The sequence below is a fragment of the Flavobacteriaceae bacterium HL-DH10 genome (genome assembly GCA_031826515.1).
Classification (GTDB): domain Bacteria; phylum Bacteroidota; class Bacteroidia; order Flavobacteriales; family Flavobacteriaceae; genus Thalassobellus; species Thalassobellus suaedae.
In genome coordinates this window covers 1482189-1504729 of record CP134536.1, presented here as the reverse complement: position 1 = coordinate 1504729, position 22541 = coordinate 1482189, and the positions used below count along the sequence as shown (strand labels likewise).

23 protein-coding genes are annotated in these 22541 nt (G+C 31.7%); 9 read left to right on the top strand and 14 right to left on the bottom strand.

All coding sequences use genetic code 11. From position 1 onward, the window contains the following. Nucleotides 1-7 precede the first annotated feature (7 nt). The 10 genes from RHP49_06590 to hemA form a co-directional block, all read right to left on the bottom strand. Nucleotides 8-604: a TetR/AcrR family transcriptional regulator gene (locus RHP49_06590; GenBank protein ID WNH13918.1), complete on the bottom strand. Its 597-nt coding sequence runs from the start codon at nucleotides 602-604 to the stop codon at nucleotides 8-10. Between the two features lie 159 nt (nucleotides 605-763). Beyond that, nucleotides 764-1237 (bottom strand): methylated-DNA--[protein]-cysteine S-methyltransferase, encoded by a 474-nt coding sequence (locus RHP49_06585; GenBank protein WNH13917.1) that lies wholly within the window; start codon nucleotides 1235-1237, stop codon nucleotides 764-766. After that, nucleotides 1237-2322, bottom strand: coding sequence for a hemolysin family protein (locus RHP49_06580; GenBank protein ID WNH13916.1), 1086 nt, complete (start codon nucleotides 2320-2322; stop codon nucleotides 1237-1239). Before RHP49_06580 ends, RHP49_06585 begins: the two co-directional genes overlap by 1 nt. Nucleotides 2323-2349: 27 nt before the next feature. Then, a complete protein-coding gene (gene hemB / locus RHP49_06575) occupies nucleotides 2350-3339 on the bottom strand; it encodes a porphobilinogen synthase (protein ID WNH13915.1) in 990 nt (329 codons plus the stop codon). 138 nt (nucleotides 3340-3477) lie between these two features. Next, nucleotides 3478-4386, bottom strand: coding sequence for an oxygen-dependent coproporphyrinogen oxidase (gene hemF / locus RHP49_06570; GenBank protein ID WNH13914.1), 909 nt, complete (start codon nucleotides 4384-4386; stop codon nucleotides 3478-3480). A gap of 6 nt (nucleotides 4387-4392) precedes the next feature. Beyond that, nucleotides 4393-4935 carry a GNAT family protein gene (locus RHP49_06565; protein ID WNH13913.1) on the bottom strand — a complete coding sequence of 181 codons (543 nt, stop codon included), beginning with the start codon at nucleotides 4933-4935 and terminating at the stop codon, nucleotides 4393-4395. Next, a complete protein-coding gene (locus tag RHP49_06560) occupies nucleotides 4925-5683 on the bottom strand; it encodes an EI24 domain-containing protein (protein WNH13912.1) in 759 nt (252 codons plus the stop codon). Before RHP49_06560 ends, RHP49_06565 begins: the two co-directional genes overlap by 11 nt. A 117-nt stretch (nucleotides 5684-5800) precedes the next feature. Next, nucleotides 5801-6835: a uroporphyrinogen decarboxylase gene (gene hemE / locus RHP49_06555; GenBank protein ID WNH13911.1), complete on the bottom strand. Its 1035-nt coding sequence runs from the start codon at nucleotides 6833-6835 to the stop codon at nucleotides 5801-5803. A 92-nt stretch (nucleotides 6836-6927) separates the two neighbouring features. Then, entirely contained in the window at nucleotides 6928-8505 is a 1578-nt protein-coding gene (gene hemC / locus RHP49_06550; GenBank protein WNH13910.1) for a hydroxymethylbilane synthase, read from the bottom strand. Continuing rightward, nucleotides 8498-9760: a glutamyl-tRNA reductase gene (hemA, locus tag RHP49_06545; protein WNH13909.1), complete on the bottom strand. Its 1263-nt coding sequence runs from the start codon at nucleotides 9758-9760 to the stop codon at nucleotides 8498-8500. Before hemA ends, hemC begins: the two co-directional genes overlap by 8 nt. Before the next feature lie 190 nt (nucleotides 9761-9950). Between hemA and RHP49_06540 the strand changes: the two genes are divergently transcribed. From RHP49_06540 to RHP49_06505, 8 genes are all read left to right on the top strand, one after another. After that, nucleotides 9951-10850, top strand: a complete 900-nt coding sequence (locus tag RHP49_06540) for an AraC family transcriptional regulator (protein ID WNH14387.1) — start codon at nucleotides 9951-9953, stop codon at nucleotides 10848-10850. Between the two features lie 39 nt (nucleotides 10851-10889). After that, on the top strand, nucleotides 10890-11051 hold the full coding sequence (locus RHP49_06535) for a hypothetical protein (protein ID WNH13908.1): 162 nt from the start codon (nucleotides 10890-10892) through the stop codon (nucleotides 11049-11051). A gap of 4 nt (nucleotides 11052-11055) precedes the next feature. Continuing rightward, the gene (locus RHP49_06530; protein WNH13907.1) at nucleotides 11056-11760 is read left to right on the top strand and encodes a ThuA domain-containing protein; all 705 of its coding nucleotides are present in this window, start codon (nucleotides 11056-11058) and stop codon (nucleotides 11758-11760) included. An 11-nt stretch (nucleotides 11761-11771) separates the two neighbouring features. Continuing rightward, nucleotides 11772-12806 (top strand): ferrochelatase, encoded by a 1035-nt coding sequence (hemH, locus tag RHP49_06525; protein ID WNH13906.1) that lies wholly within the window; start codon nucleotides 11772-11774, stop codon nucleotides 12804-12806. Beyond that, nucleotides 12806-14149 (top strand): MATE family efflux transporter, encoded by a 1344-nt coding sequence (locus RHP49_06520; protein WNH13905.1) that lies wholly within the window; start codon nucleotides 12806-12808, stop codon nucleotides 14147-14149. Before hemH ends, RHP49_06520 begins: the two co-directional genes overlap by 1 nt. A gap of 3 nt (nucleotides 14150-14152) precedes the next feature. Continuing rightward, a complete protein-coding gene (locus tag RHP49_06515; GenBank protein ID WNH13904.1) occupies nucleotides 14153-14701 on the top strand; it encodes a CopD family protein in 549 nt (182 codons plus the stop codon). A 264-nt stretch (nucleotides 14702-14965) separates the two neighbouring features. Further along, nucleotides 14966-16423 carry an ATP-binding protein gene (locus RHP49_06510; GenBank protein ID WNH13903.1) on the top strand — a complete coding sequence of 486 codons (1458 nt, stop codon included), beginning with the start codon at nucleotides 14966-14968 and terminating at the stop codon, nucleotides 16421-16423. An 88-nt stretch (nucleotides 16424-16511) separates the two neighbouring features. Then, nucleotides 16512-17300: an enoyl-CoA hydratase-related protein gene (locus RHP49_06505; protein WNH13902.1), complete on the top strand. Its 789-nt coding sequence runs from the start codon at nucleotides 16512-16514 to the stop codon at nucleotides 17298-17300. 163 nt (nucleotides 17301-17463) lie between these two features. Here the strand turns inward: RHP49_06505 and RHP49_06500 are convergent, their stop codons facing one another. Then, a complete protein-coding gene (locus RHP49_06500; protein ID WNH13901.1) occupies nucleotides 17464-18570 on the bottom strand; it encodes a hypothetical protein in 1107 nt (368 codons plus the stop codon). A gap of 186 nt (nucleotides 18571-18756) precedes the next feature. Here RHP49_06500 and RHP49_06495 point away from each other — a divergent pair, with 186 nt between their 5' ends. Further along, nucleotides 18757-19830 carry a PA0069 family radical SAM protein gene (locus tag RHP49_06495; GenBank protein ID WNH13900.1) on the top strand — a complete coding sequence of 358 codons (1074 nt, stop codon included), beginning with the start codon at nucleotides 18757-18759 and terminating at the stop codon, nucleotides 19828-19830. A 60-nt stretch (nucleotides 19831-19890) separates the two neighbouring features. Here the strand turns inward: RHP49_06495 and RHP49_06490 are convergent, their stop codons facing one another. The 3 genes from RHP49_06490 to RHP49_06480 all read right to left on the bottom strand — a co-directional run bounded on the left by RHP49_06490 (nucleotide 19891) and on the right by RHP49_06480 (nucleotide 22279). Further along, a complete protein-coding gene (locus RHP49_06490) occupies nucleotides 19891-20499 on the bottom strand; it encodes a hypothetical protein (protein ID WNH13899.1) in 609 nt (202 codons plus the stop codon). Nucleotides 20500-20830: 331 nt separating this feature from the next. Then, nucleotides 20831-21415: a hypothetical protein gene (locus tag RHP49_06485; GenBank protein WNH13898.1), complete on the bottom strand. Its 585-nt coding sequence runs from the start codon at nucleotides 21413-21415 to the stop codon at nucleotides 20831-20833. A gap of 426 nt (nucleotides 21416-21841) precedes the next feature. Beyond that, nucleotides 21842-22279 (bottom strand): hypothetical protein, encoded by a 438-nt coding sequence (locus RHP49_06480; protein ID WNH13897.1) that lies wholly within the window; start codon nucleotides 22277-22279, stop codon nucleotides 21842-21844. Between the last annotated feature and the right edge of the window lie 262 nt (nucleotides 22280-22541).

Genomic DNA, 22541 nt, shown 5'->3' with positions numbered 1-22541 from the left:
TTGTTTTTTAAAAAATACTACTTAGTATAATTCTTAAACCCCAAGCTAAAGAAGCTTTTGTTTCTCTATTATTTAAATTACAAATGTCTTTAGCTGTTATAATAGATTCTATACCCATTAATGCTGTTGAAACCGATAATAGTTTATTATAAACATCTCTGTCAATTTGATTTCTGTAAGGAATAAGGGCTAATTTTAACGCTGCCATTCTTCTTGAGCTTCTAGAGATTTGAGTTTTATATGAGTTGTCTTCTTTTAAATAAATACTTAAGTATTTACGAAATGCTGCTTCATTGTTTAAGGCTAACTCATTAAAATAATCTTGAATGTATAATATGCGATCAATTATGGGAAGGTGTTGACTTTCTAAAAATGTGTTTTCGGTAGAATTTGTTAAGATGGCTAAACTTGCCTCAGAGCATAATAAGTCAATATTTGAAAAATAGCGATATATAGTAGCTCTGGAAATATTTGATGCTTTGGCAACATCTTCAAGACTTAAGTTTTGGTTTTGCTTTAATAACTCTTGTGTGGTATTTAAAATTTTAAGTCTTGTTTTTTGCTTTTGTACTTTACGACCTGAATTTAATGAAACACTGCCCATGAGAATTTTGTCTTATAAAAGAATAAAGATATAAAAAATACTTATAAATTTATATGAGACAACAATCTCATATAATAAAATTAATTCATAAATTAGTTTTAATTTATTGTAAATCAGTTATTTATGATTTATTGAGTTTTTAAAAAAGTTTGTTAAACTTTAAAATAACGCTAGTTGCTTGAAAGGGCTCTCATGGTCTAAAAGCCATTTTTTACGATATAAACCACCAGCATAACCAGTTAAACTACCGTCTGTGCCAATTACTCGATGACAAGGAATGATGATCCAAATGGGGTTTTTGCCATTGGCATTAGCTACTGCTCTAATAGCTTTTACATCACCTAATTGTTTTGATAATTCCAGATAAGAAATGCTTTTACCATAAGGAATGGTTAATAAAGCATTCCATACTTTTTTTTGAAAATCAGTTCCTTGAGGATTTAAATTTAAATCGAATTGTTTTCTAGATCCTTCGAAGTATTCATTTAATTGAATTACGCAATCTTCTAATTGTATGGGGATTATGTCTGTTATTTTTTCTTCAGAATTTAATACAGTTACAGAAGAAATACCATCAATGTCTCCAACAATTTTAGTAAAACCTAATGGAGATGGTATGATGCAAGTTTCCATTAGTCTTCAGTTTTAGGATTTTCTAAAATACCTAATTTTTTGGCTCTTGCTTCCCAGTTTTTTCTGGCTTGGATTTGTAAATCTGATACATTATCGCTTTCATCCATAATTTCTAAACCAAGCAATGTTTCAATAACATCTTCCATAGTTACTATACCACTAACAGTACCATATTCATCAACCACTAAAGCCATGTGATTTCTAGTGGCAACTAATTTTTCAAAAAGCGTCGGTATAGCAATATTACGATCTACTATAATAATGTCTCGTTTAATTTCTGATAGCTTTTTTGCGCCATTGCCCAAAGCCATTTCTTTAAACACATCATCTTTTAAAACAAGCCCCTTAATATTATCTTCGGTATCGCTATAAATAGGGATTCTTGAAAAACGCAGGTTCAGATTTTTATTAAAAAACGCTTCAACGCTTGAGTTTTCATTTTCGGTTTTCATAACCGTTCTAGGAGTCATAACATTTTTTGCCATAACATCCTTAAAGGTTAAAAGGTTTTTTATAACCTTGCTTTCACTTTCTAGAAATACACCTTCTTCATGAGCCATATCGGTCATTACCATAAAAGTTTCTCGACTTAATATACTACCATGACCTTTACCTCCAATAAGTTTAGTTGTAAGTTGTAATAGCCATAAAATACCTGTCCATTTTAAAGGAAAAATTAAAACAGTAAGCGCTTTAGATGTAAAATTAGCCAGTTTTTTCCAATACGTTGCACCAATAGTTTTTGGTATAATTTCAGAAGCGACAAGAATTAAAAACGTCATAATTGCAGATACAACACCAACGGTATTAATGCCAAATAATTCAATTTTAAAAGGTAGTTTTTCTGCTTCAATACCTACCATCATGGCTCCCAATGTATGCGCTATGGTGTTTAATGTTAATATAGCAATTAGAGGCTTGTCTACATCTTTTTTTAACGATTCAAGAATTAAAGCATAAACTTTACCTTCTTGTTTCTTTACATTTATAAAGGTGGGTGTAATACTTAATAATACAGCTTCAAGGATCGAGCATAAAAAAGAAAAGAAAATAGAAATAGTTGCCCAAAAAATTAGTGTGCTCATTAAGAATTGATTTTGTTAAACGCTAATTTACGAAATCAATTTAACAACATCCTTAGCAAAGTAACTCGCTATAATATCTGCACCAGCGCGTTTAAAGGCTGTAGTCGTCTCCATCATCACTTGGTCATGATTTAACCAGCCTTTTTCGGCAGCAGCTTTTATCATCGCATATTCGCCAGAAACCTGATAAACAGCAACAGGTACATCTACTTCATTTTTAATGTCTCTTAAAATATCAAGATAAGAAATGCCTGGTTTTACCATAACAATATCGGCACCTTCGTCAATATCCATTTCTGTTTCTCTAAGTGCTTCAAAACGGTTTCCATAATCCATCTGGTAAGATTTTTTGTCTTTTGGGACATCAATCAGATCTACTGGAGCAGAATCTAAAGCATCACGAAAAGGACCATAAAAAGAAGATGCATATTTAGCTGAATAGCTCATAATACCTGTATCTGTATAACCTTCGTCTTCTAAAGCTTCACGAATGGATAAAATACGACCATCCATCATATCGCTAGGCGCTACAAAGTTGGCGCCTGCTTCGGCATGAGATAAGCTCATTTCGGTTAAAACCTCAACAGTATCGTCGTTTATGATTTTTCCGTTTTCAACAATACCATCATGTCCGTACGATGAATAAGGATCCATAGCGACATCGGTCATTACAACCATATCGGGACATGCATTTTTAACGGTTTTAATAGCGCGTTGCATCAATCCGTTTGGGTTTAAAGCTTCGGTACCTTTATTGTCTTTTAAGTTATCAGGTACTTTTACAAAAAGCAAAACAGACTTCAATCCAAGTTTCCAAAGTTCTTTCACTTCACCTTCCAATAAATCTAAACTATATCTAAAGTAATTTGGCATTGAAGCAATTTCATCTTTTATGCCTTTACCTTCAACAACAAAAAGCGGTACTAAAAAGTCGTTTGGTGTAATGATGGTTTCACGAACTAAAGAGCGAATGGCTTCATTGGTTCTTAATCTTCTATTTCTTTTTATTGGATACATAGTTGCCCCCTAACCCCCAATGGGGGAATTCCTATTAGGGGTGAATAGGGTTTTAAGTGTTTAACTTTTTTAATTTAAAGAACAATGATATTTATATTTTGTTTCAATTTTTATTCACAAGAGTGTTCCCCTTTGGGGTTAAGGGGCTACCCAATCTATAGGGTTTTGTAATATATTTATTAATCGTTCTTCTTCACTTCCCGCTTCAGGATGATGATTATAAACCCACTGAACATGAGGCGGTAAACTCATTAAAATACTTTCTATACGTCCGTTGGTTTTTAGTCCGAATAAAGTGCCTTTATCATGAACCAAGTTAAATTCTACATAACGCCCACGACGTATTTCTTGCCACTTCCGTTGTTCGTCTGTATATGGCAATTCTTTTCGTTTTTCAACAATAGGGACATAAGCCTCTAGAAAGCTATTTCCAACTTCGGTAACAAAGTTGTACCAGTTGTCCATGGTCATATCTTCTGATGCTTTACAATAATCGAAAAACAAACCACCTACACCTCTACCTTCATTACGGTGTGCGTTATAAAAATATTCATCGCAACGTGCCTTGTATTTAGGGTAAAATTCTGCATTGTGTTTGTCACAAGCCGTTTTGCAAGTTTGATGAAAATGTTTAGCATCTTCATCAAATAGATAATAGGGTGTTAAATCTTGTCCGCCACCAAACCATTGGTTGATAATGTTTTTGTTTTCATCATACATTTCAAAATAACGCCAATTCGCATGGACTGTAGGCACCATCGGGTTTTTTGGATGTAACACTAAACTTAACCCGCAGGCAAAAAAATCGGCTTCACCTACCTTAAACATTTTTTGCATGGTATCTGGTAATTTGCCATGAACAGCTGAAATATTAACACCGCCTTTTTCAAAAACGTTGCCGTTTTCAATAACACGAGTACGTCCACCACCACCTTCTGGTCGTTCCCAAATGTCTTCTTGAAATTTAGCTTTCCCGTCAATTTCTTGAAGTTTTGAAGTGATACTTTCTTGTAAATCTTGTATGTATTGGTAAAATTTATCTTTCATTTTAATTTATTCTATTTCACTATACAATTCATAGAGTTCCATATCTATAGCTTTTTCACCTGATGGTGTAAATTCGTTTTCTAGTGTTCTTTTTCGTATAAAATTACAGTTTTCAGCAACTTTTATACTTGCAATATTTGTTTTATAAACGATTATTTGAAGTGTTTTTAATCCGATTTCATCAAAAGCGTAGTCTGATAAAATTTTTATGGCATGAGTTGTGATGCCTTTATCTTCAAAGCTATAATCAATACAATAGGCAAATTCTCCTTGTTTTTTAGTCCAGTTTAACTCTTTAATATAAACTAAACCAACTAATTGATTCGTTTCGTTTTCTTTGATGGTAAATAAGAATTCTTCTTTTAAGTTGAATTGTTTTATCTTTTTTTCAACGAAAATATTAGATAAGGTAGGCGTTAAATTTTGTTCTAATGTTTTTGAAAAATAACGTTTTAATCGGTCTTCATTAGATACTATAAAATTGCAAAGGCTCCAAGCATCTTTAATTTGTATAGGTTTTATGTAGAAGTTGCCGAAATTAAGCTGCATTTGGTAAGTTGTTTTTTAGTTGAAGTGCGTCAACTGTTTTTAATGTTGCCGCTGTAACAGATAGCGGTAAAACCAAAATAACACCAATTACCGGAATTAACAAAAACAATATAAAAACAATGCCATTGCCTATGGCTAAACCACGATGCTTACTTACAAATTGAAGACTTTTTTTATATTGGTAATGACGTTCTAAAGTGTAATCCATATTGCCAAAACCTGCATAATAGGCTTGTAGTAAAAACAATAATATTGTTGAGAAAATATTAATAATGGGGATAAATTTAAGAAGTAGAATGGGTATAGTTAAAAGTAGTTCCATAATTAGATTTCTACCATTAATTCGAATACCTCGCCAAAGCTGTTGTGAAAAACTTGTGTTTCTATGATTATGATTGGTGATTCCTGTTAAATGTGTTTCAATTTTTTCGGAAACGGGACTCATAAATGGCGCAGATAATGCCATTATAACGTGTTTGAAAAGGATTAAACCGATAACAATAATGATAAGTCCTCCAATAAAACTACTTATAGTTGTAAAGGTGTCTTTCCCCCAGTCCCAAATCCATGCTTTAGAAATGAAACTTCCAATATTATCAGATAAGCCATATGCTGAAATCCCAATAAAAAGTGCTGTTACGAAACTTATAATCATAGGAATTACAAAATACTTCCAGAGTTTTAATTTTGAAATTAAACTGAAAGCACCGAAGTATGCTTTAATTCCTGAAATGATATTTTTAATCATAAAGCCTCTCGTTAACCTTCTCTAAAGGAAAAGTGATTTGTTTCGTAAAGCTATTAAATTTATTTACATTTTTTAATATTTTAAACTCTTGTAAGAGTATCTTCTTTTTTGTGGAGATTAAGAAGGGCTTTTATATTCTTTTACAGCATCAATAAACGCTTTGGCATGATTTAACGGAATGTTAGGTAAAATACCATGACCAAGGTTTACAATGTATTTGTCTTTGCCAAACTCATTAATCATTTGGTGTACCATTTTCTTTATTTCTGTTGGTGGTGAAAACAAACGTGTTGGATCAAAATTACCTTGAAGCGTAATGTTTCCTCCGGTTAAGTAACGTGCATTTCTTGCAGAACATGTCCAGTCTACACCCAAAGCCGAAGCACCAGATTTAGCCATTTCGTCAAGAGCAAACCAACAACCTTTACCAAAAGCAATTACGGGAGCATCATCTTTTAAAGCATCGATGATTTGCTGTATATATTGCCATGAAAATTCTTGATAATCGACAGGTGATAACATACCTCCCCAAGAATCGAATACTTGTACAGCATTACAACCTGCTTTTACTTTTTCTTTTAAATAGGCAATGGTAGTATCTGTTATTTTTTGTAATAATTGATGTGCCGCAATAGGATTGGTGAAACAAAATTCTTTGGCTTTGTCGAAGTTTTTACTGCCTTGACCTTGCACACAATAGCATAGAATTGTCCAAGGAGAACCTGCAAATCCTATTAATGGAATCTCATCATTAAGTTTTTCTTTAGTAGCTTTTATGGCTTCGTAAACGTAATTTAAAGCTTCTTTTACGTCTGGTACGATGACGTTATCAACATCTTTTTGAGAGCGAATAGGATTAGGAAGATAAGGTCCAAAATTAGGTTTCATTTGTACCTCAATGTTCATAGCTTGTGGAATAACTAAAATATCGCTGAATAATATTGCAGCATCCATACCGTATCGTCTAATAGGTTGTACGGTAATTTCACTTGCTAATTCTGGAGTTTGGCAACGTGTAAAGAAATCGTATTTTTCTTTTATTGCCATAAATTCTGGTAAATAACGACCAGCTTGACGCATCATCCAAACGGGTGGACGGTTTACGGTTTCTCCTTTTAATGCTCTTAAAAATAAATCGTTTTTAATACTCATACCTTTTGTCATTCCTACGAGGGCAGGAATCTTTTAAATTGAAACTTAAATTTTATAAAAATGGATTCCTGCCTGTGCAGGAATGACAATCATCAAACATAATGCTCATTAACCAACTCAATAACACTTTCTACGGTTGGTACTTTGGCAACTCTTACGTCACTAAAATGTTTTTTTGCTTCATTTGCTGTTGTTTCTCCAATGCAAAACGCAATAACTTCTGCTTTATTTTTTTGAATAAAACTTTCAACTGTTGACGGGCTATAAAACATGACTGCTTCAACAGAATCATCAACTTTTAAACCATCATATTTGGTTTCATAGGCTTCAATTTCGTTGACTTTAATGTTGTTTTGCTCTAAAATAGTTGGTAAAGCATCTAATCTTATATCGCTACAAAAGTAGGTTACTTCTGTGCCTTCAATGTATTCAACTAAATATTCTGCCAGTTTTTTTGCATTCTTTTCAGAGTGTGTAACCTTGCCTATTTTATTTTCAACTAAGCGTTTGGTACGACGACCAACACAGTAAATGTTTTTAAACTGTAGTTCGATAGCCGAATAATTAGTTATTAAAGATTCAACGGCATTTTTGCTGGTAATAATAACATTCCTAATTTCATTTTTTAAGAAACGTGGATGTATTCTATTCAAGCTTATTTTAATGAAATCACTACTATCTGCAACTACTTTTTCATGAAATAAAAGACGTTGGTCTTCAGTAAATGCCTTCGTAGAATATACATTTGTTTTTTTAGAAGAATTTTTAATAATATCCATGAGGCGTTTACCACCACGTTCAATAACGAAATCGGCACAAAACTGAGCCATATCATTGTGTTCGCCTAGTTTTTTAACTCTGGTAACATCTATTCTTTTAGAGCCATCAGGACTTAATAAAACCCCTTTAAAGTTAATTTCTTCGTCTTTTATGTAAGCCAAAGCACCAATAGGAGCCGTACAACCACCTTCTAATTTATTTAAAAATTCGCGTTCAATACTTGTGCAAATTTCTGTTTCTTCATGATTTAATTCAGCGCAAGCAGCTCTAATGTCTTCATCGTCTTCTAAAGCTGTAATCATAATAGCGCCTTGTGCAGGAGCAGGGATCATCCAGTCTAAATTAATAGCTTCTTCTGGTCTTATACCAATGCGACCAATACCAGCTGCTGCAAAAATAGCGCCGTTCCATTCGTCATTATCTTCAAGCTTTTGTAAACGTGAATTTACATTGCCGCGTAAATCTACTATAGTATGTGTAGGGAATCTGTTTAGCCATTGGGCGCGTCTGCGTAAACTACCTGTTGCAATAACAGCATCTTTAGCCCCTAAAAACTCTTCATTATTTTTAAAAACCAGAGTATCGTTAACATTACCTCGTTTTAAAACAGCTGCTTGTACAATACCTTTAGGAAGTATGGTTGGTACATCTTTTAATGAGTGAACCGCAATATCAATATCGTTATTTAGCATAGCAATATCTAATGTTCTGGTAAAAATACCAGTAATCCCTAATTCGTATAAAGGCTTGTCTAAAACTAAGTCGCCTGTAGATTTTACAGGAACGAGTTCGGTTTTATGACCTAAATTTTCAAGTTGACTTTGCACTATTTTGGCTTGCCATAGCGCTAATTCGCTATCGCGTGTGCCAATTCTTATGGTTTTAGACATTTTTTTTTGAAGGTTCTAACTGGAACACTTTTTTTATAAGTTCTAGACTCTCGTCTGTAGAAATCGTATCATCTTTTAAATGATGCGCGAAATGATTGGTTATTTTTTGAATAATATTATTACTAATTAATTCGGCTTGGGCTTCATTAAAGTCAGATAATTTTTTGCGTTGTGTGTCTAACTCGGCTGAAGCAAAATCACTTAGTTTATGTTTTAAAGCTTTAATAGTTGGAGCAAACTTTCTGGTTTCTAACCAACTGTTAAATTCGGCTTTAACTTCCTCAATAATAGTTTCAGCTAAAGGAATATGCTGTTTACGTGCTTCTAAAGTTTGATCGGTAATTTTTGATAAATCATCTAAATGAACAAGTGTTACATTCTCTAACTCTTCAACATTTTCATTTACATTTTTAGGAATCGATAAATCTAAAATTAGAAGTGGTTTTTTAGATTGAATAATTTGTTTGTCTACTGTTGGACGATGCGCACCAGTAGCTACAATTAATATGTCAGACTCGTTAATTTCTTCTTGTAAATTAGCATAATCCTTAACCAATAAATTAAATTTTCCAGCAATTTGTTCTGCTTTATCTTTAGTTCTATTAATTAAAGTAATATGTTCGTTTTCGGTATGTTTTACTAGGTTTTCACAAGTGTTTCTTCCTATTTTTCCAGTTCCGAATAGTAATATATTTTTGTTAGAAACATCTTCAACAGTATTGAAAATATATTGAACAGAAGCAAATGATACTGAAGTTGCTCCTGACGAAATATTTGTTTCAGTCTTAATACGTTTACTGGCTTGAATAACAGCATTTACTAAGCGTTCCGTAAAATGATTAAGTAAACCGTGTTTCCTTGAAAGTTTAGTGCTTATTTTTAACTGACTAATAATTTCAAAATCACCTAAAATCTGGCTATCTAAACCAGAACCAACACGAAACATGTGAGCAATAGCATCGTTGTTTTTGTATATGTAGGCAACTTTTTGAAACTCTTCAACGGTACCTTTTGTATTATCACAAAGTAATTGAATAAGTTGGAAGGGGTGTTGAGCAAAACCATAAATTTCGGTTCTGTTACAAGTAGAAGTAACTATTAAGCTTTCTATATTGTTCTCTTTTGCTTGATTTAGAAGCGTTAGCTTAGAGTCTTCGTCTAAACTAAAGTGCCCTCTTATGTCTGCATCGGCTTTTTTATAACTCAAACCAATAGCATAAAAGTAATTACTTCTTGAAATATTGTACTTCTGCATGCTGCTATACCTGATAATGTGAAGCAAATGTATATGGATTGCAATAAAAAAAGTAACGCTCAAAGAACTTTTAATATCGTTTGTGGTTTTTTACCCTATTTTTTGACGATTATATGATATTTGTCATATTTTTGCATAGTATTCGGCATATTTCAAGCCGTTAATTTATAATGAATCTAAATAAAGAGGTATTGTGAATGATAAAATTAACAATAAAAATGTCGCTAAAGGTTCTTTTGAAGAAACAAAAGTTGATGATGGATTTTTGGTATTAGTTCATAAAAATGATAAAAGTGTCGCTCAAAGTATTGAAAAATACATAGATAGCGATTATATACAATTTCATTTTTGTCTCAAAGGGTCAAGTAAGTTTCTTTTTAACGAAGGAAGGTATGCTTTAAATGTTTTTGAAGAAAATTCATTATTGCTTTACAATCCAAAACAGGATTTGCCAATTAACCTGCAAGTGGAACCTAATTCTTGGATAGTTTCCGTATTAATTTCTATTAAAAAGTTTCATGGATTATTTTCTCAAGAAGCCGATTATATTTCATTTTTAAACAATGATAATAAGGATAAGAAGTATTATAAAGATGGTATCATTTCGCCATCTATGGCCATTGCTTTAAATCAGCTAATTAATTATAACTTAAATCACTCAATAAAGTCATTGTATTTTAAAGGGAAGGCTTATGAGCTTTTAAGTTTATATTTTAATAGAAGTGAAGATGCTAATATTGAGCAATGTCCGTTTTTGGTTGATGAAACTAATGTTATTAAAATTAGAAAAGCCAAAGATATTATTGTTTCTAGAATAGCTGAACCTCCTAGTTTGCAAGAGCTTGCCGACGAAATAGGGTTAAGTCTTAAAAAGCTTAAAGAAGGATTTAAACAAATTTATGGGGATTCGGTGTTTAGTTTTTTGTTTGATTATAAAATGGAAGTAGCCAGAAAATTATTAGAAGCAGGAAATGATAATGTTAATGAAGTTGGGCTTAAAGTAGGATACAGTACTTCCAGTCATTTTATTGCAGCATTTAAAAAGAAATATGGAACAACACCAAAAAAATATATAATGTCCTTAAATTAGATTTTTAAAAACAATCCTAATCTTTTAAAAAAGAAAGAGATGAAATATTTAACTCCAGAAATTGAAGCATTATCAAAAAATAAGAATAGTAAATCTTTATCGCGATCTAATGTGTCTTGTGGTATTTTTCAAGATTGTGATTATAATGAAGAGCGTCCTAAATTATATCATGAAAAAAAAGCAGAGCATGATAAAGGTTGATTTTATGAAACTATCATTAATTTTATGGGTTGCACTTTTAAGTAGTTTTTGTTATGCTACAGAAAGTGTGTTAGTATTCACTAAAACAGAAGGATTTAGGCATAAATCTATAGAAAGTGGTGTTCAAACTATTAATTTATTAGGTGTTGAAAATGATTTTGAAGTTACGCATACTGAAAATGCTAAAGTGTTTACTAAAGATAATTTAAAACAATATGGTTTAGTAATTTTCCTTAATACTACAGGCGATGTTTTAAATGAAGACCAACAAAAAGCATTTGAAAATTATATTAAAAGCGGTGGGAGTTTTATGGGTATTCATGCAGCTTCAGATACCGAGTTTGAATGGGCTTGGTTTGGCAAACTTGTAGGTGCATATTTTTTAAATCATCCTGAAAAATGTGAAGCCACAATTAATAGAGTAAACAAAAAACATCAATCAACAAAGCACTTGCCTAAACATTGGATTCGTTATGATGAATGGTATAATTTTAAATCTATAAGTGATGCTATTCATGTGCTTTTAACTCTAGATGAATCATCTTATAAAGGTGGTAAAAATGGTGAGTTTCATCCGATAGCATGGTGTCAAGAATTTGATGGAGGAAAAATGTTTTATACAGCTTTAGGACATACTAAAGAGTCCTATTCAGAACCAGCATTTAAGCAGCACATACTTGGAGGTATTTTGTATTGCTTAAATAGATAACAAAAAAAGAAATGAAAAAAGGAATTTTATTAGTCAATTTAGGTTCGCCAGATAGTCCAGAGCCTAAAGATGTGAAAAAATATTTAGGTGAGTTTTTAATGGACGAGCGTGTTATCGATATCCCGCTTGTAGCAAGAACAGCGCTTGTAAAAGGCATTATTTTAAATACACGACCAAAACAGTCGGCTGCAGCGTATAAAAAAATCTGGTGGGACGAAGGTTCTCCTTTAATTGTACTTTCTGAAAGACTTCAAAATAAAGTACAAGAACAAGTAGATGTTCCTGTTGCTCTAGCGATGCGCTATGGTAGTATGACTATTAAAAAAGGCCTTCAAGGATTAGTAGATAAAGGTGTTGATGAGGTCTTGTTATTTCCATTATATCCACAATTTGCTATGGCAACTACGGAGACGATTACGGTATTAGCCGAAGAACTTCGTCAGCAATATTTTCCGAATCTAAAAATTGATTCGGTTCCTGCGTTTTACAATAAACCAGATTATATTGAAGTGCTTGCAAATTCTATAAAGAAACATTTAAAAGGTAAAAATTACGAGCATGTCTTGTTTTCATATCATGGCGTTCCAGAGCGTCATATTCGTAAAAGCGACATTACGAAATCACATTGTAAAATAGATAAAAGTTGTTGTATAACTCCTAGTAAGGCTCATGAGTTTTGTTATAAGCATCAATGTTTAGAAGTTACTAGATTAGTTGCCGAAAAATTGAAATTTAAAGACGATTCGTTTTCAACATCATTTCAATCGCGCTTAGGATTTGACCCATGGTTACAACCTTATACCGATAGAACTATTGAGCGTTTAGGAAAACAAGGTGTTAAAAACATGGCGATTGTAACTCCGGCTTTTGTTAGTGATTGTCTTGAAACATTAGAAGAAATTGCTATGGAAGGACAAGAAATTTTTCATGAAATGGGCGGACAAGATTTTACAACCGTACCATGTTTAAATGATGATAGCGAATGGGTAGCTTTAATTGCTAAATGGATAAAAGAATGGGAGGCTTCTAAAAAAGCAACAGTATAATGTCTAAAATAGCTTCTCAAGATTTAGGAACGCAAGCCATAGGGAAACTTTTAATTAAACAAGCGGTTCCTGCCTCTATAGGTATTTTGGTAATGTCTTTAAACATACTTGTAGATACCATTTTCGTGGGGCATTGGATAGGCTCTGTAGCTATTGCAGCTATAAATGTTGTGCTTCCTGTATCCTTTTTTATAGCTGCTTTAGGTATGAGCATTGGTATTGGAGGAGCGTCCATAATATCAAGAGCATTAGGAGCTAACAATACCATAAAAGCATTAAAAACTTTTGGAAATCAGATTACCTTAACCTTATTACTTACGGTTACACTTGTTGTTTTTGGATTATGGTTTGTTGATGGTATTATTCCTGCTTTTGGTGGTAAAGGAACCATTTTTGAACCTGCCAAAATTTATTATAAAATTGTGCTTTATGGTGTGCCTATTTTGGCGCTAAGTATGATGGGAAATGCTGTTATTAGGGCAGAAGGCAAACCTAAATTTGGCATGTATGCTATGATGATCCCTTCAGTAAGTAATCTGCTTTTAGATTATATTTTTATTAATCTTTTAGACTTTGGAATGGAAGGTGCTGCATGGGCAACCACCATTTCATATGTGCTTTGTTTTCTTTTTATTGTTTGGTTTTTTATGTCTAAACATTCCGAATTAAAGATTGATTTTTCACATTTCGGATTGAATTTCGGCATAGTTTCAGAAATAAGTTCTTTGGGGTTTGTTACACTTGCAAGACAAGCCGTAGTAAGTATCACTTATTTACTTATGAATAATATTTTGTATGATTTTGGAGGTGAAACCTCTGTAACGTCCTATGCTATTGTTGGTCGTATGCTTATGTTTGCTATGTTTCCTGTGTTAGGAATTACTCAGGGCTTTTTGCCTATTGCAGGATTTAATTATGGCGCTCAAAACTATACAAGGGTTAGAGAAACGATTAATATTGCTATAAAATATGCCTCTATCTTAGCAACTTTAGTATTTTTGGTTCTTATGTTTTTTCCAGAGGCTATCACCAAAATGTTTACTACCGATGTTAGTGTAATTAGTCAAACTCCAAGTGCAATGCGCTGGGTATTTGCTGCAACACCTATTATTGCAGTACAATTAATAGGGGCCGCTTATTTTCAAGCTATAGGTAAAGCTAAACCCGCTTTAATATTAACTTTATTACGTCAAGGAGTTTTCTTTATACCGCTCATTTTTATTTTACCCGAGTTTTATGGCGAATTAGGTGTTTGGATATCGTTCCCAATTGCAGATGTTCTAGCAACTTTAGTTACTGCATATTTTTTAAATAGAGAAATAGTAAAGACTTTAAAACCTTAAATTATGGAATATTACTATTATATAAAATCATTTCATCTCATTTTTGTAATCACTTGGTTTGCGGGCTTGTTTTATATACCACGCTTGTTTGTTTATCAAATAGAAGCTTTTCATAAACCATCACCAGATAAAGAAATTTTAGGAAAACAATTAAAGCTTATGGCAAAACGACTATGGTTTATTATCACCTGGCCATCTGCTATTTTAGCAACGCTTTTTGCTATTTGGCTACTTGTTTTACAACCGTTTTGGTTGCAACAACCATGGATGCATGTAAAATTAGGCTTCGTTGTTTTACTCATCATATACCACTTAAAAACCCATCAATACTATAAGCAATTACAAAACGATGTGGTTAAAAAAACGTCTAGTTTTATGCGTATTTGGAATGAAGGTGCTACATTTATTCTCTTTGCAGTAGTGTTTTTAGTTATTTTAAAAAGTGCTATAAATTGGGTATGGGGCGTTGTTGGTATTTTTGTTTTAGGGGTTTTAATTATGTTAGGTTTTAAAGTTTATAAAAACATACGCAATAAAAATCCAGATGCATAAAAGTGAAAAATGATTCATCGAGATTATGTCTCGGGGTTTTCTTTGAAATTCTTTTATTATTTGGGCGTTCCCTTTATCCTGAATTAAGTTCAGCATAAAGGTCGGGCTTTTCGCTTAAAGTTTTGGCTCGATACGTGCCTCGCCAAAAGCTACCACTACAATCCCTAACGCAACCACCTGCTAACTTTATTTTATAGAAGCCTTAGGCTGTTTGGTCTAATTATTGTTATATTTATTGAAGTTTTAAAAGCACAGTAACTATTCATGAAATTAAAAAAACTCTCTCTACGAACCCGTATTTTTTTAGCCATGATTCTGCTAGTGCTACTAGCATCTATACTTATTTCGGCGGTAGCCATCATTCAATATAAAGAACAAAGTAAAGATTATCATGAAGGGCGTTTAGACCGTAAAGAAGGCAATGTTCAAACCCATTTAAAGCGCATTTTAAATGGAAGGCAAAACACATGGGAAGTTAAAACCGAAAATATCCCTTTAATTTTTAAGGACGAGATTTATAATGTTGCCGATATACATAAGCTTCAAATTAATTTACACGATTTAGAAGGCACTTTATTGTTGTCCTCTAAAGCAAGTTTACAAGTTAATGATGCCGAGAAATGTCTAAAGGCAGCGGTTTTAAATGCCATTTCGAATAGAGTTGGTCATAAGTACGTGGATATACATATAGAAAATGGAGAAACTTTTCAATCTTCCTATACCTATTTGGTTGATCAAAAATCGAAACCCATTGCGATATTAAATATTCCATATTTAGAAAAGGACGATTTTCTTACTAACGAACTTTTGGAGTTTTTAGAGCGTATCGCCTATGCCTTTATGCTTGTATTATTAATGGCGATTGCTATTGCATTTTTGTTATCAAAATATATTACAAAATCATTAAAGGCTATTAGTGATAAGATTAATACAACCCGATTAGAAAAGCGAAACAAAAAAATAGAGGTAAACGATACCAGTGAAGAGATTTCTACGTTAGTTAATTCATATAATAGTATGATTGATGAGCTGGAAGAAAGTGCTGTGCAATTAGCACGCAGTGAACGTGAACAGGCATGGCGAGAAATGGCAAAACAGGTAGCGCATGAAATTAAAAACCCCTTAACCCCTATGCGTTTAACGGTTCAAAACTTTCAGCGCAAGTTTAATCCAGAAGATGAGAATATTCATTTAAAAGTAGATGAATATAGCAAAACACTTATTCAGCAAATAGATACCATGAGTTCTATTGCCTCGGCATTTTCAAATTTTGCTAAAATGCCTGCGCAACAAAATGAAACCCTAAATGTGGTTAAAATTGTAAAATTAGCACTCGATATTTTTAATGAAGACTATATATTCTTTACTTCAGAATCTGACGAAGTTATCGCAAAATTTGATAGAACTCAACTAATAAGAGTAGTTACAAATTTGGTTAAAAATGCTATTCAGGCCATGCCAGAAAATCAAATTCCAAAAATTGTAATTAATGTTAGTTCTAATGATAGAGATGTTATAATTACTGTTTCAGATAATGGTTCAGGTGTTTCAGAAGAAAACAAAGAAAAGGTATTCGAGCCAAAATTCACAACTAAAACAAGTGGTATGGGACTTGGGCTAGCGATGGTTAAAAATATTATTGAAACCTATAATGGGAGTATTGAATTTAGTTCAGAAAAAAATATGGGCACCACATTTAAAGTTACATTTCCAAAAGCATAATCCATTCCTCATAAATCGGAGATTCAAGATAGTAATTTTAAAAAATAGGAATCAATGAGCAATGCAGGAATCAAAATAATTAACAACTATGAATTACCAAAATATTCTATCAGAAACCCAAGGAGCTGTTGCAATCATAACGATTAACCGTCCAAAAAAGTTAAATGCATTAAATAGAGAGACCATACAGGAGTTGCATGAAGCTTTTAATGAAGCCAATGAAGATGACGCTATTAAAGTTATTATTGTAACAGGTAGTGGCGATAAAGCTTTTGTGGCTGGAGCCGATATTAGTGAGTTTGCTAATTATAGTGTTAAAGAAGGCAAAAACTTAGCAGCAAAAGGACAAGCCTTATTATTTGATTTTATTGAAAATTTATCGACACCAGTAATTGCCGCAATAAATGGTTTTGCGCTTGGTGGCGGACTAGAATTAGCTATGGCTTGTCATTTTAGAGTGGCTAGCGATAATGCGAAAATGGGCTTGCCAGAAGTGTCATTGGGTGTTATACCTGGTTATGGTGGGACACAGCGTTTACCACAACTTATTGGAAAAGGTCGTGCCATGGAAATGATTATGACTGCAAGTATGATAGATGCTGAAACGGCATGTAGTTATGGTTTGGTAAACCATGTTAAAAAACAAGAAGAATTAATATCCTTTTGCCAAAATATTTCAGCCAAAATTTTACGAAATTCAACTGTAGCTATAGGCGCTGCTATTAAAGCTATAAATGCTAATTTTAAAGATGGTATTAATGGTTTTGATATTGAAATAAAGCAATTTGGTAAGTGTTTTGGAACCGAAGATTTTGCTGAAGGTACCACCGCATTTTTACAAAAAAGAAAAGCTGATTTTCCTGGGAACAGAGATTAGAAATGGTTTTTTTGGGAGGTTCGTTTAACGGTTACGTATAAGAATAGTGCTTTTTTGTGTCCAAGGATTTTTCGCAGGAAAATTATAGTGACCAAATACGCACTAACCTTTTGATTTAAGATTAAAATTAATCATTGTTTTTACACAATGTTAGCAACAGTTTTTAATTTATTTGGAATATTTTTTTTCTACTACCATTTTTATAAACAACAATTATAACTTCATTTTTAGTGTTTGTAGAAACCTCCTTACCTATTAGATCATATGCCTTTATGGGTTTGGGTATATTGCTAATTGAGTTGTTTTTATTAATGCTCAGAGAATAGTCTCGAGTATTTATAAAAATTATTTCTCCATAATTGGTGTTTAATGTTGTTGGTAAGTTAAAAGATGTTTCAATACCTGTATCAATATTATATTTTACAATAATACCGTCAGCTTCCCCTATTATTTCATTTGTTTCGTAATTGAATGATAGACTTCTTGGGGAGTAGCTATTTGGAAAGCTAGTACTAAAATTATAATTACTTATAAGATTTCCATTTGTCTGATTGATTTCTTGTAATGAATGAATATAGGTTGACACGTTTCCACTACTATAATTTCTTTTTGTAATGAATAGTCGGTTTTTTACAAAAATTATTTCTCCATAATTGGTGTTTTGTGTTGAAGGTAAGTTAAAAGATGTTTCAATACCTGTGTCAATATTATATTTTACAATAATACCGTCAGCTTCCCCTATTATTTCATTTGTTTCGTAATTGAATGATAGACTTCTTGGGGAGTAGCTATTTGGAAAGCTAGTACTAAAATTATAATTACTTATAATATTTCCATTTGTCTGATTGATTTCTTGTAATGAATGAATATAGGTTGACACGTTTCCTCTACTATAATTTCTTTTTGTAATGAATAGTCGGTTTTTCACAAAAATTATTTCTCCATAATTGGTGTTTAATGTTGATGGTAAGTTAAAAGATGTTTCAATACCTGTATCAATATTATATTTTACAATAATACCGTCAGCTTCCCCTATTATTTCATTTGTTTCGTAATTGAATGATAGACTTCTTGGGGAGTAGCTATTTGGAAAGCTAGTACTAAAATTATAATTACTTATAAGATTTCCATTTGTCTGATTGATTTCTTGTAATGAATGAATATGGGTTGACACGTTTCCACTACTATAATCTCTTTTTGTAATGAATAATTTTTGAGAAAAAGAATAGTTAATTGTTAATAATAAAAACAGAAGTGTAGTTCTTTTCATTTTTTTAATTGTTAATAACTTGTGGGTATGAAATCGTTTTAATGTTAAACGAAGTTATAATTTTATCTCTGACAAAGTCAAGTTTGTGAGTACGCATATTTTGTTAATAACCCATTTTAAATTTAACAGTTTTCAATATAAATTATAAGTAATTTTAAAAAGCTTAGAATCTTTAATTTAACTACATTGAACTCAAAATCTCCAATAAAAGGTCGTGGTGCACAACGTAATGTGGCTAATCGTTTTTTTGAATTAACTCATGAAACGCGTGACGATTTTTTAGAATTCTGTCATAAAGAAGGCGAAGTACCTGATGCTAATAAAACATTATATTTAGATGTTTTTCCTAAAACGATTGTAAACAAAGTGGAGAGTCCAGATATTGGGATGGCTTATTCTATGAATGCTTATCAAGGTTGTGAGCATGGTTGTATTTACTGCTATGCACGTAATAGTCACGAATTTTGGGGTTATAGTGCTGGTTTAGATTTTGAGCGCCGTATTATGGTAAAAAAAGACGCGCCTAAATTATTAGAAGCACAGTTGAAAAAGAAAAGTTGGAAAGCACACCCTATTGTAATGTCTGGAAATACCGATTGTTATCAACCTGCCGAAAAGCAATTTGAAATTACGCGTCAATGCTTAGAGGTGTTTTTGAAATACAAACATCCTGTAGCTATTATAACAAAAAATGCTTTAATTTTAAGAGATTTAGACCTTTTAAAAGCTTTAGCAAAAGATGATTTAATAGCTGTAAATATGTCTATTACGTCTTTGTCAGAACATATTCGACGTGTTTTAGAGCCTAGAACTACAACAATTAAAAAAAGACTTGAAACCGTTAAAGTATTAAGCGAAAACGGTATTCCTGTTAATGTTATGTTGGCACCTATTATTCCATCAATAAATAGTCATGAAATTTTGCCATTGGCAAAAGCAGCTTCAGATTATGGTGCTTTATCTATTGCACATACTATTGTTAGATTAAACGGAGCTATTGGTGAGATTTTTTCAGATTGGATTCATAAAACAATGCCCGATCGCGCTGAAAAAGTATTACATCAAATAGAAAGTTGCCATGGAGGACACCTAAATGATAGCCTTTATGGCACAAGAATGCATGGAGAAGGTAAAATAGCTGAACAAATTAATAACTTAGTAAAATTAGCAAGACAAAAATATTTTAAGGATACACAAATGCCTAAACTCAACTGTAATTTACATGAACCATATAAAGAAGGGCAGTTGAGGTTGTTTTAAAAAACAAAAAGGTGAGCAACTATTGCTCACCTTTTTTAACGGGGTTGGCTTGTTAACTGTTTAGTTAATGAATTTTGTAAATATTCTATCGTCTAGATTACAAACAATTTTGTAATTACCTTTGTATAAACCAACTAATTTGTAAACTCTTTTAATGTCTTTTGTGTTTTCAATTTTTTCAGAATATACGAGTTCTGAATCTGAAGTAAAATTAGAGTTTGAATAGTAGATGTTTACTTTAAAAGATTCATCATTTAGTGCAAGTTGTGTAAGATAAACTAAATTACCAACGACTCTTGTAAAGGGTTTGAAAATTATTTTTCCCTCTTCTTTGTCAAATTCAACTACACTAGATTTTACAGTGAAAGGAATAGTTTCAATTTCCATATCCTTTTCTAGTTCAAAAATATAGTTGTCATCTGGTAGTGAAGTTAAATCAAATCCTTTTGAGTAAGTTCCTTGTTCCTGAATGAGCTCTTTGTATAATATGATTCCGTTATCATCTTTAATAGATAATAGGTTCCCTTCTTTTACATTGTAAAAAGTCAGTGAGGTTCTGTTAGCATCATTTTTAATTGTAAATGATCTCTCGTTTGCGAAGCTTAACAAGGTAACAAACATAGTTACCATTAAGATTCCTTTTTTTGTGTTTTTAATTACGTTTTTCATAATTTGGAGTTTTATAACGTTCAACACTACAAATATAGGACAGATTTTAAGTTTGTAAAACATTGATTTTGATGTATTTATATGGTATTTTATCTGTTATTTTTACATTAACTTTATGTTAATTAAAAAGGCATATTTATTTGTTAATAGAGCATATTATTACAAAGTAGATTGGTTTTGTATTAATATCAAGAAAAGTGTTAATCTCTAAATAAAAGCAATTAACACAGCAGATTTATATTTTATAAAAAGTACTGGAAGAGAAAATGATGCAAAAAAAAAGTGGGCCACCACAGCCCACTTTACCAACTAAACTAAATAAGACATTAAACTAATTATTAATGAATTTTGTAAACTCTTTACCATTAGAGTTGAATACTATTTTAAAGCTTCCTTTTTTTAATCTATATGCTATATCAATAGATTGTAGGCCTTCAATATTTTGAGTGTATAATAATTCAGAACCACTTTCTAATTCAGAATAGATGCTAACTTTCAAAGGTTCTAAATTCGGAGCTAGTTTTGAAATAAGTATTAAATCTCCTTTTTGTCTTAAATAAGGTTTGTAGATTGAAGTTTCTTTTTCCTTATTAAATACCACACTTTGATAATTAACGGTAAATGGAATTGTTTTAATTTCCATGTCTTTATCAACTTCGAAAAAATAATCTCCACTTGGAAGCGCAGTTAAATCGAATCCTTTTTTATAAGTCCCATTAGATTTTATTAATTCCTTATAAAGAACAATACCATTGTAATCTTTAATAGTTAATAAATCTCCTTGGCTTACATTATTAATTGTTAATGCTGTTTCCTTATACGTTTTTTTAATGTTGTTAGGAATTTCATTTGCGATACTTAGCATTGTAGTAAACACTGTTACTAATAGAATGCTTTTTTTAATTACATTTTTCATGATTTGAATTTTTTAACGTTCAACACTGCAAAGGTATATGGGAAGGAGTGTTTAGAAAACATTCATTTTGGCTAATTTATATGCTAAATTATCAGTTAAATAAATGTTAAGTATATGTTAAGGTAATTTAGCATATAATTAAGGCAATTTTTAATAGAAATACTAATAATTGGGTTTGCTGCTACTTGTAAAGTGAAATTTCGGCTTTAGATTAACTGGAATTTTTGCTTAAATACAACTTTTGGACATGATCTATTTAAGGAGTTCTAAAAAGGAGAAGCCTATACTTCCTTTGAACCCTCAAAAAACACAAGCATAATTTTATAATCTTTAATAAAAGGAGCAATTCTTAAAGGCATACATGAAGTAAAAAAAAATAAAACTAAATTGATGAGTAGCCTATTCATTTTAATCTTTATTGAATCATTAAAAATCTATTTTTAATTCAACTGACAAATTATTGAATTTGCGAAAAGTTATATTTCCGACTAAATTTTGTTCTCCTTTTAATGAAAGGGTTGCTTTTCTTTTGTGTTTACTCCCTGATATAAAGAATGGAATACTCGCAAGCGATGTTGCTCCACCAGTATAAATTAACCAATCTCCTTTATGCACCTCTTCTATATCCACTAAACCTAGAGTAAGAGCTTCTGCAGCTTCATCTGTACTATTAATAACTAACCCAGACATGGTCATTATTAGTCCACTACCAACTAGAATCCATGCTGCAGTTTTATTCCTTTTTTGTTTTAAAGTGTGGAAGTCATATAGTTCTTGAGGTGTTTTTGTTATTGTGCTGTCAATTGCTTGAGCTTCTGAAATATGAAAAGAACAAACTAAAATTATTAGATACAGAAATTTCATAATAATAGTAATTAAAGTGAATGAATTCTATTGAGAAATATCTTGCGTATGGTAATTAGTTGAAATAAAAAACGGAAGTATTAAATTGCACACAAAATATTTTCAATGTTTTAATTTAATTATTTATTCCTAGAAATGATATGATATTTATCATGCAAACAATTACCATTAAACATTACTAATTATTAGTAGAGCAACTTTTTGACTTGATCCGAATGTAGACCTTAAGTTTATGTAGTTTACAATTTAAAATTAAATCAAA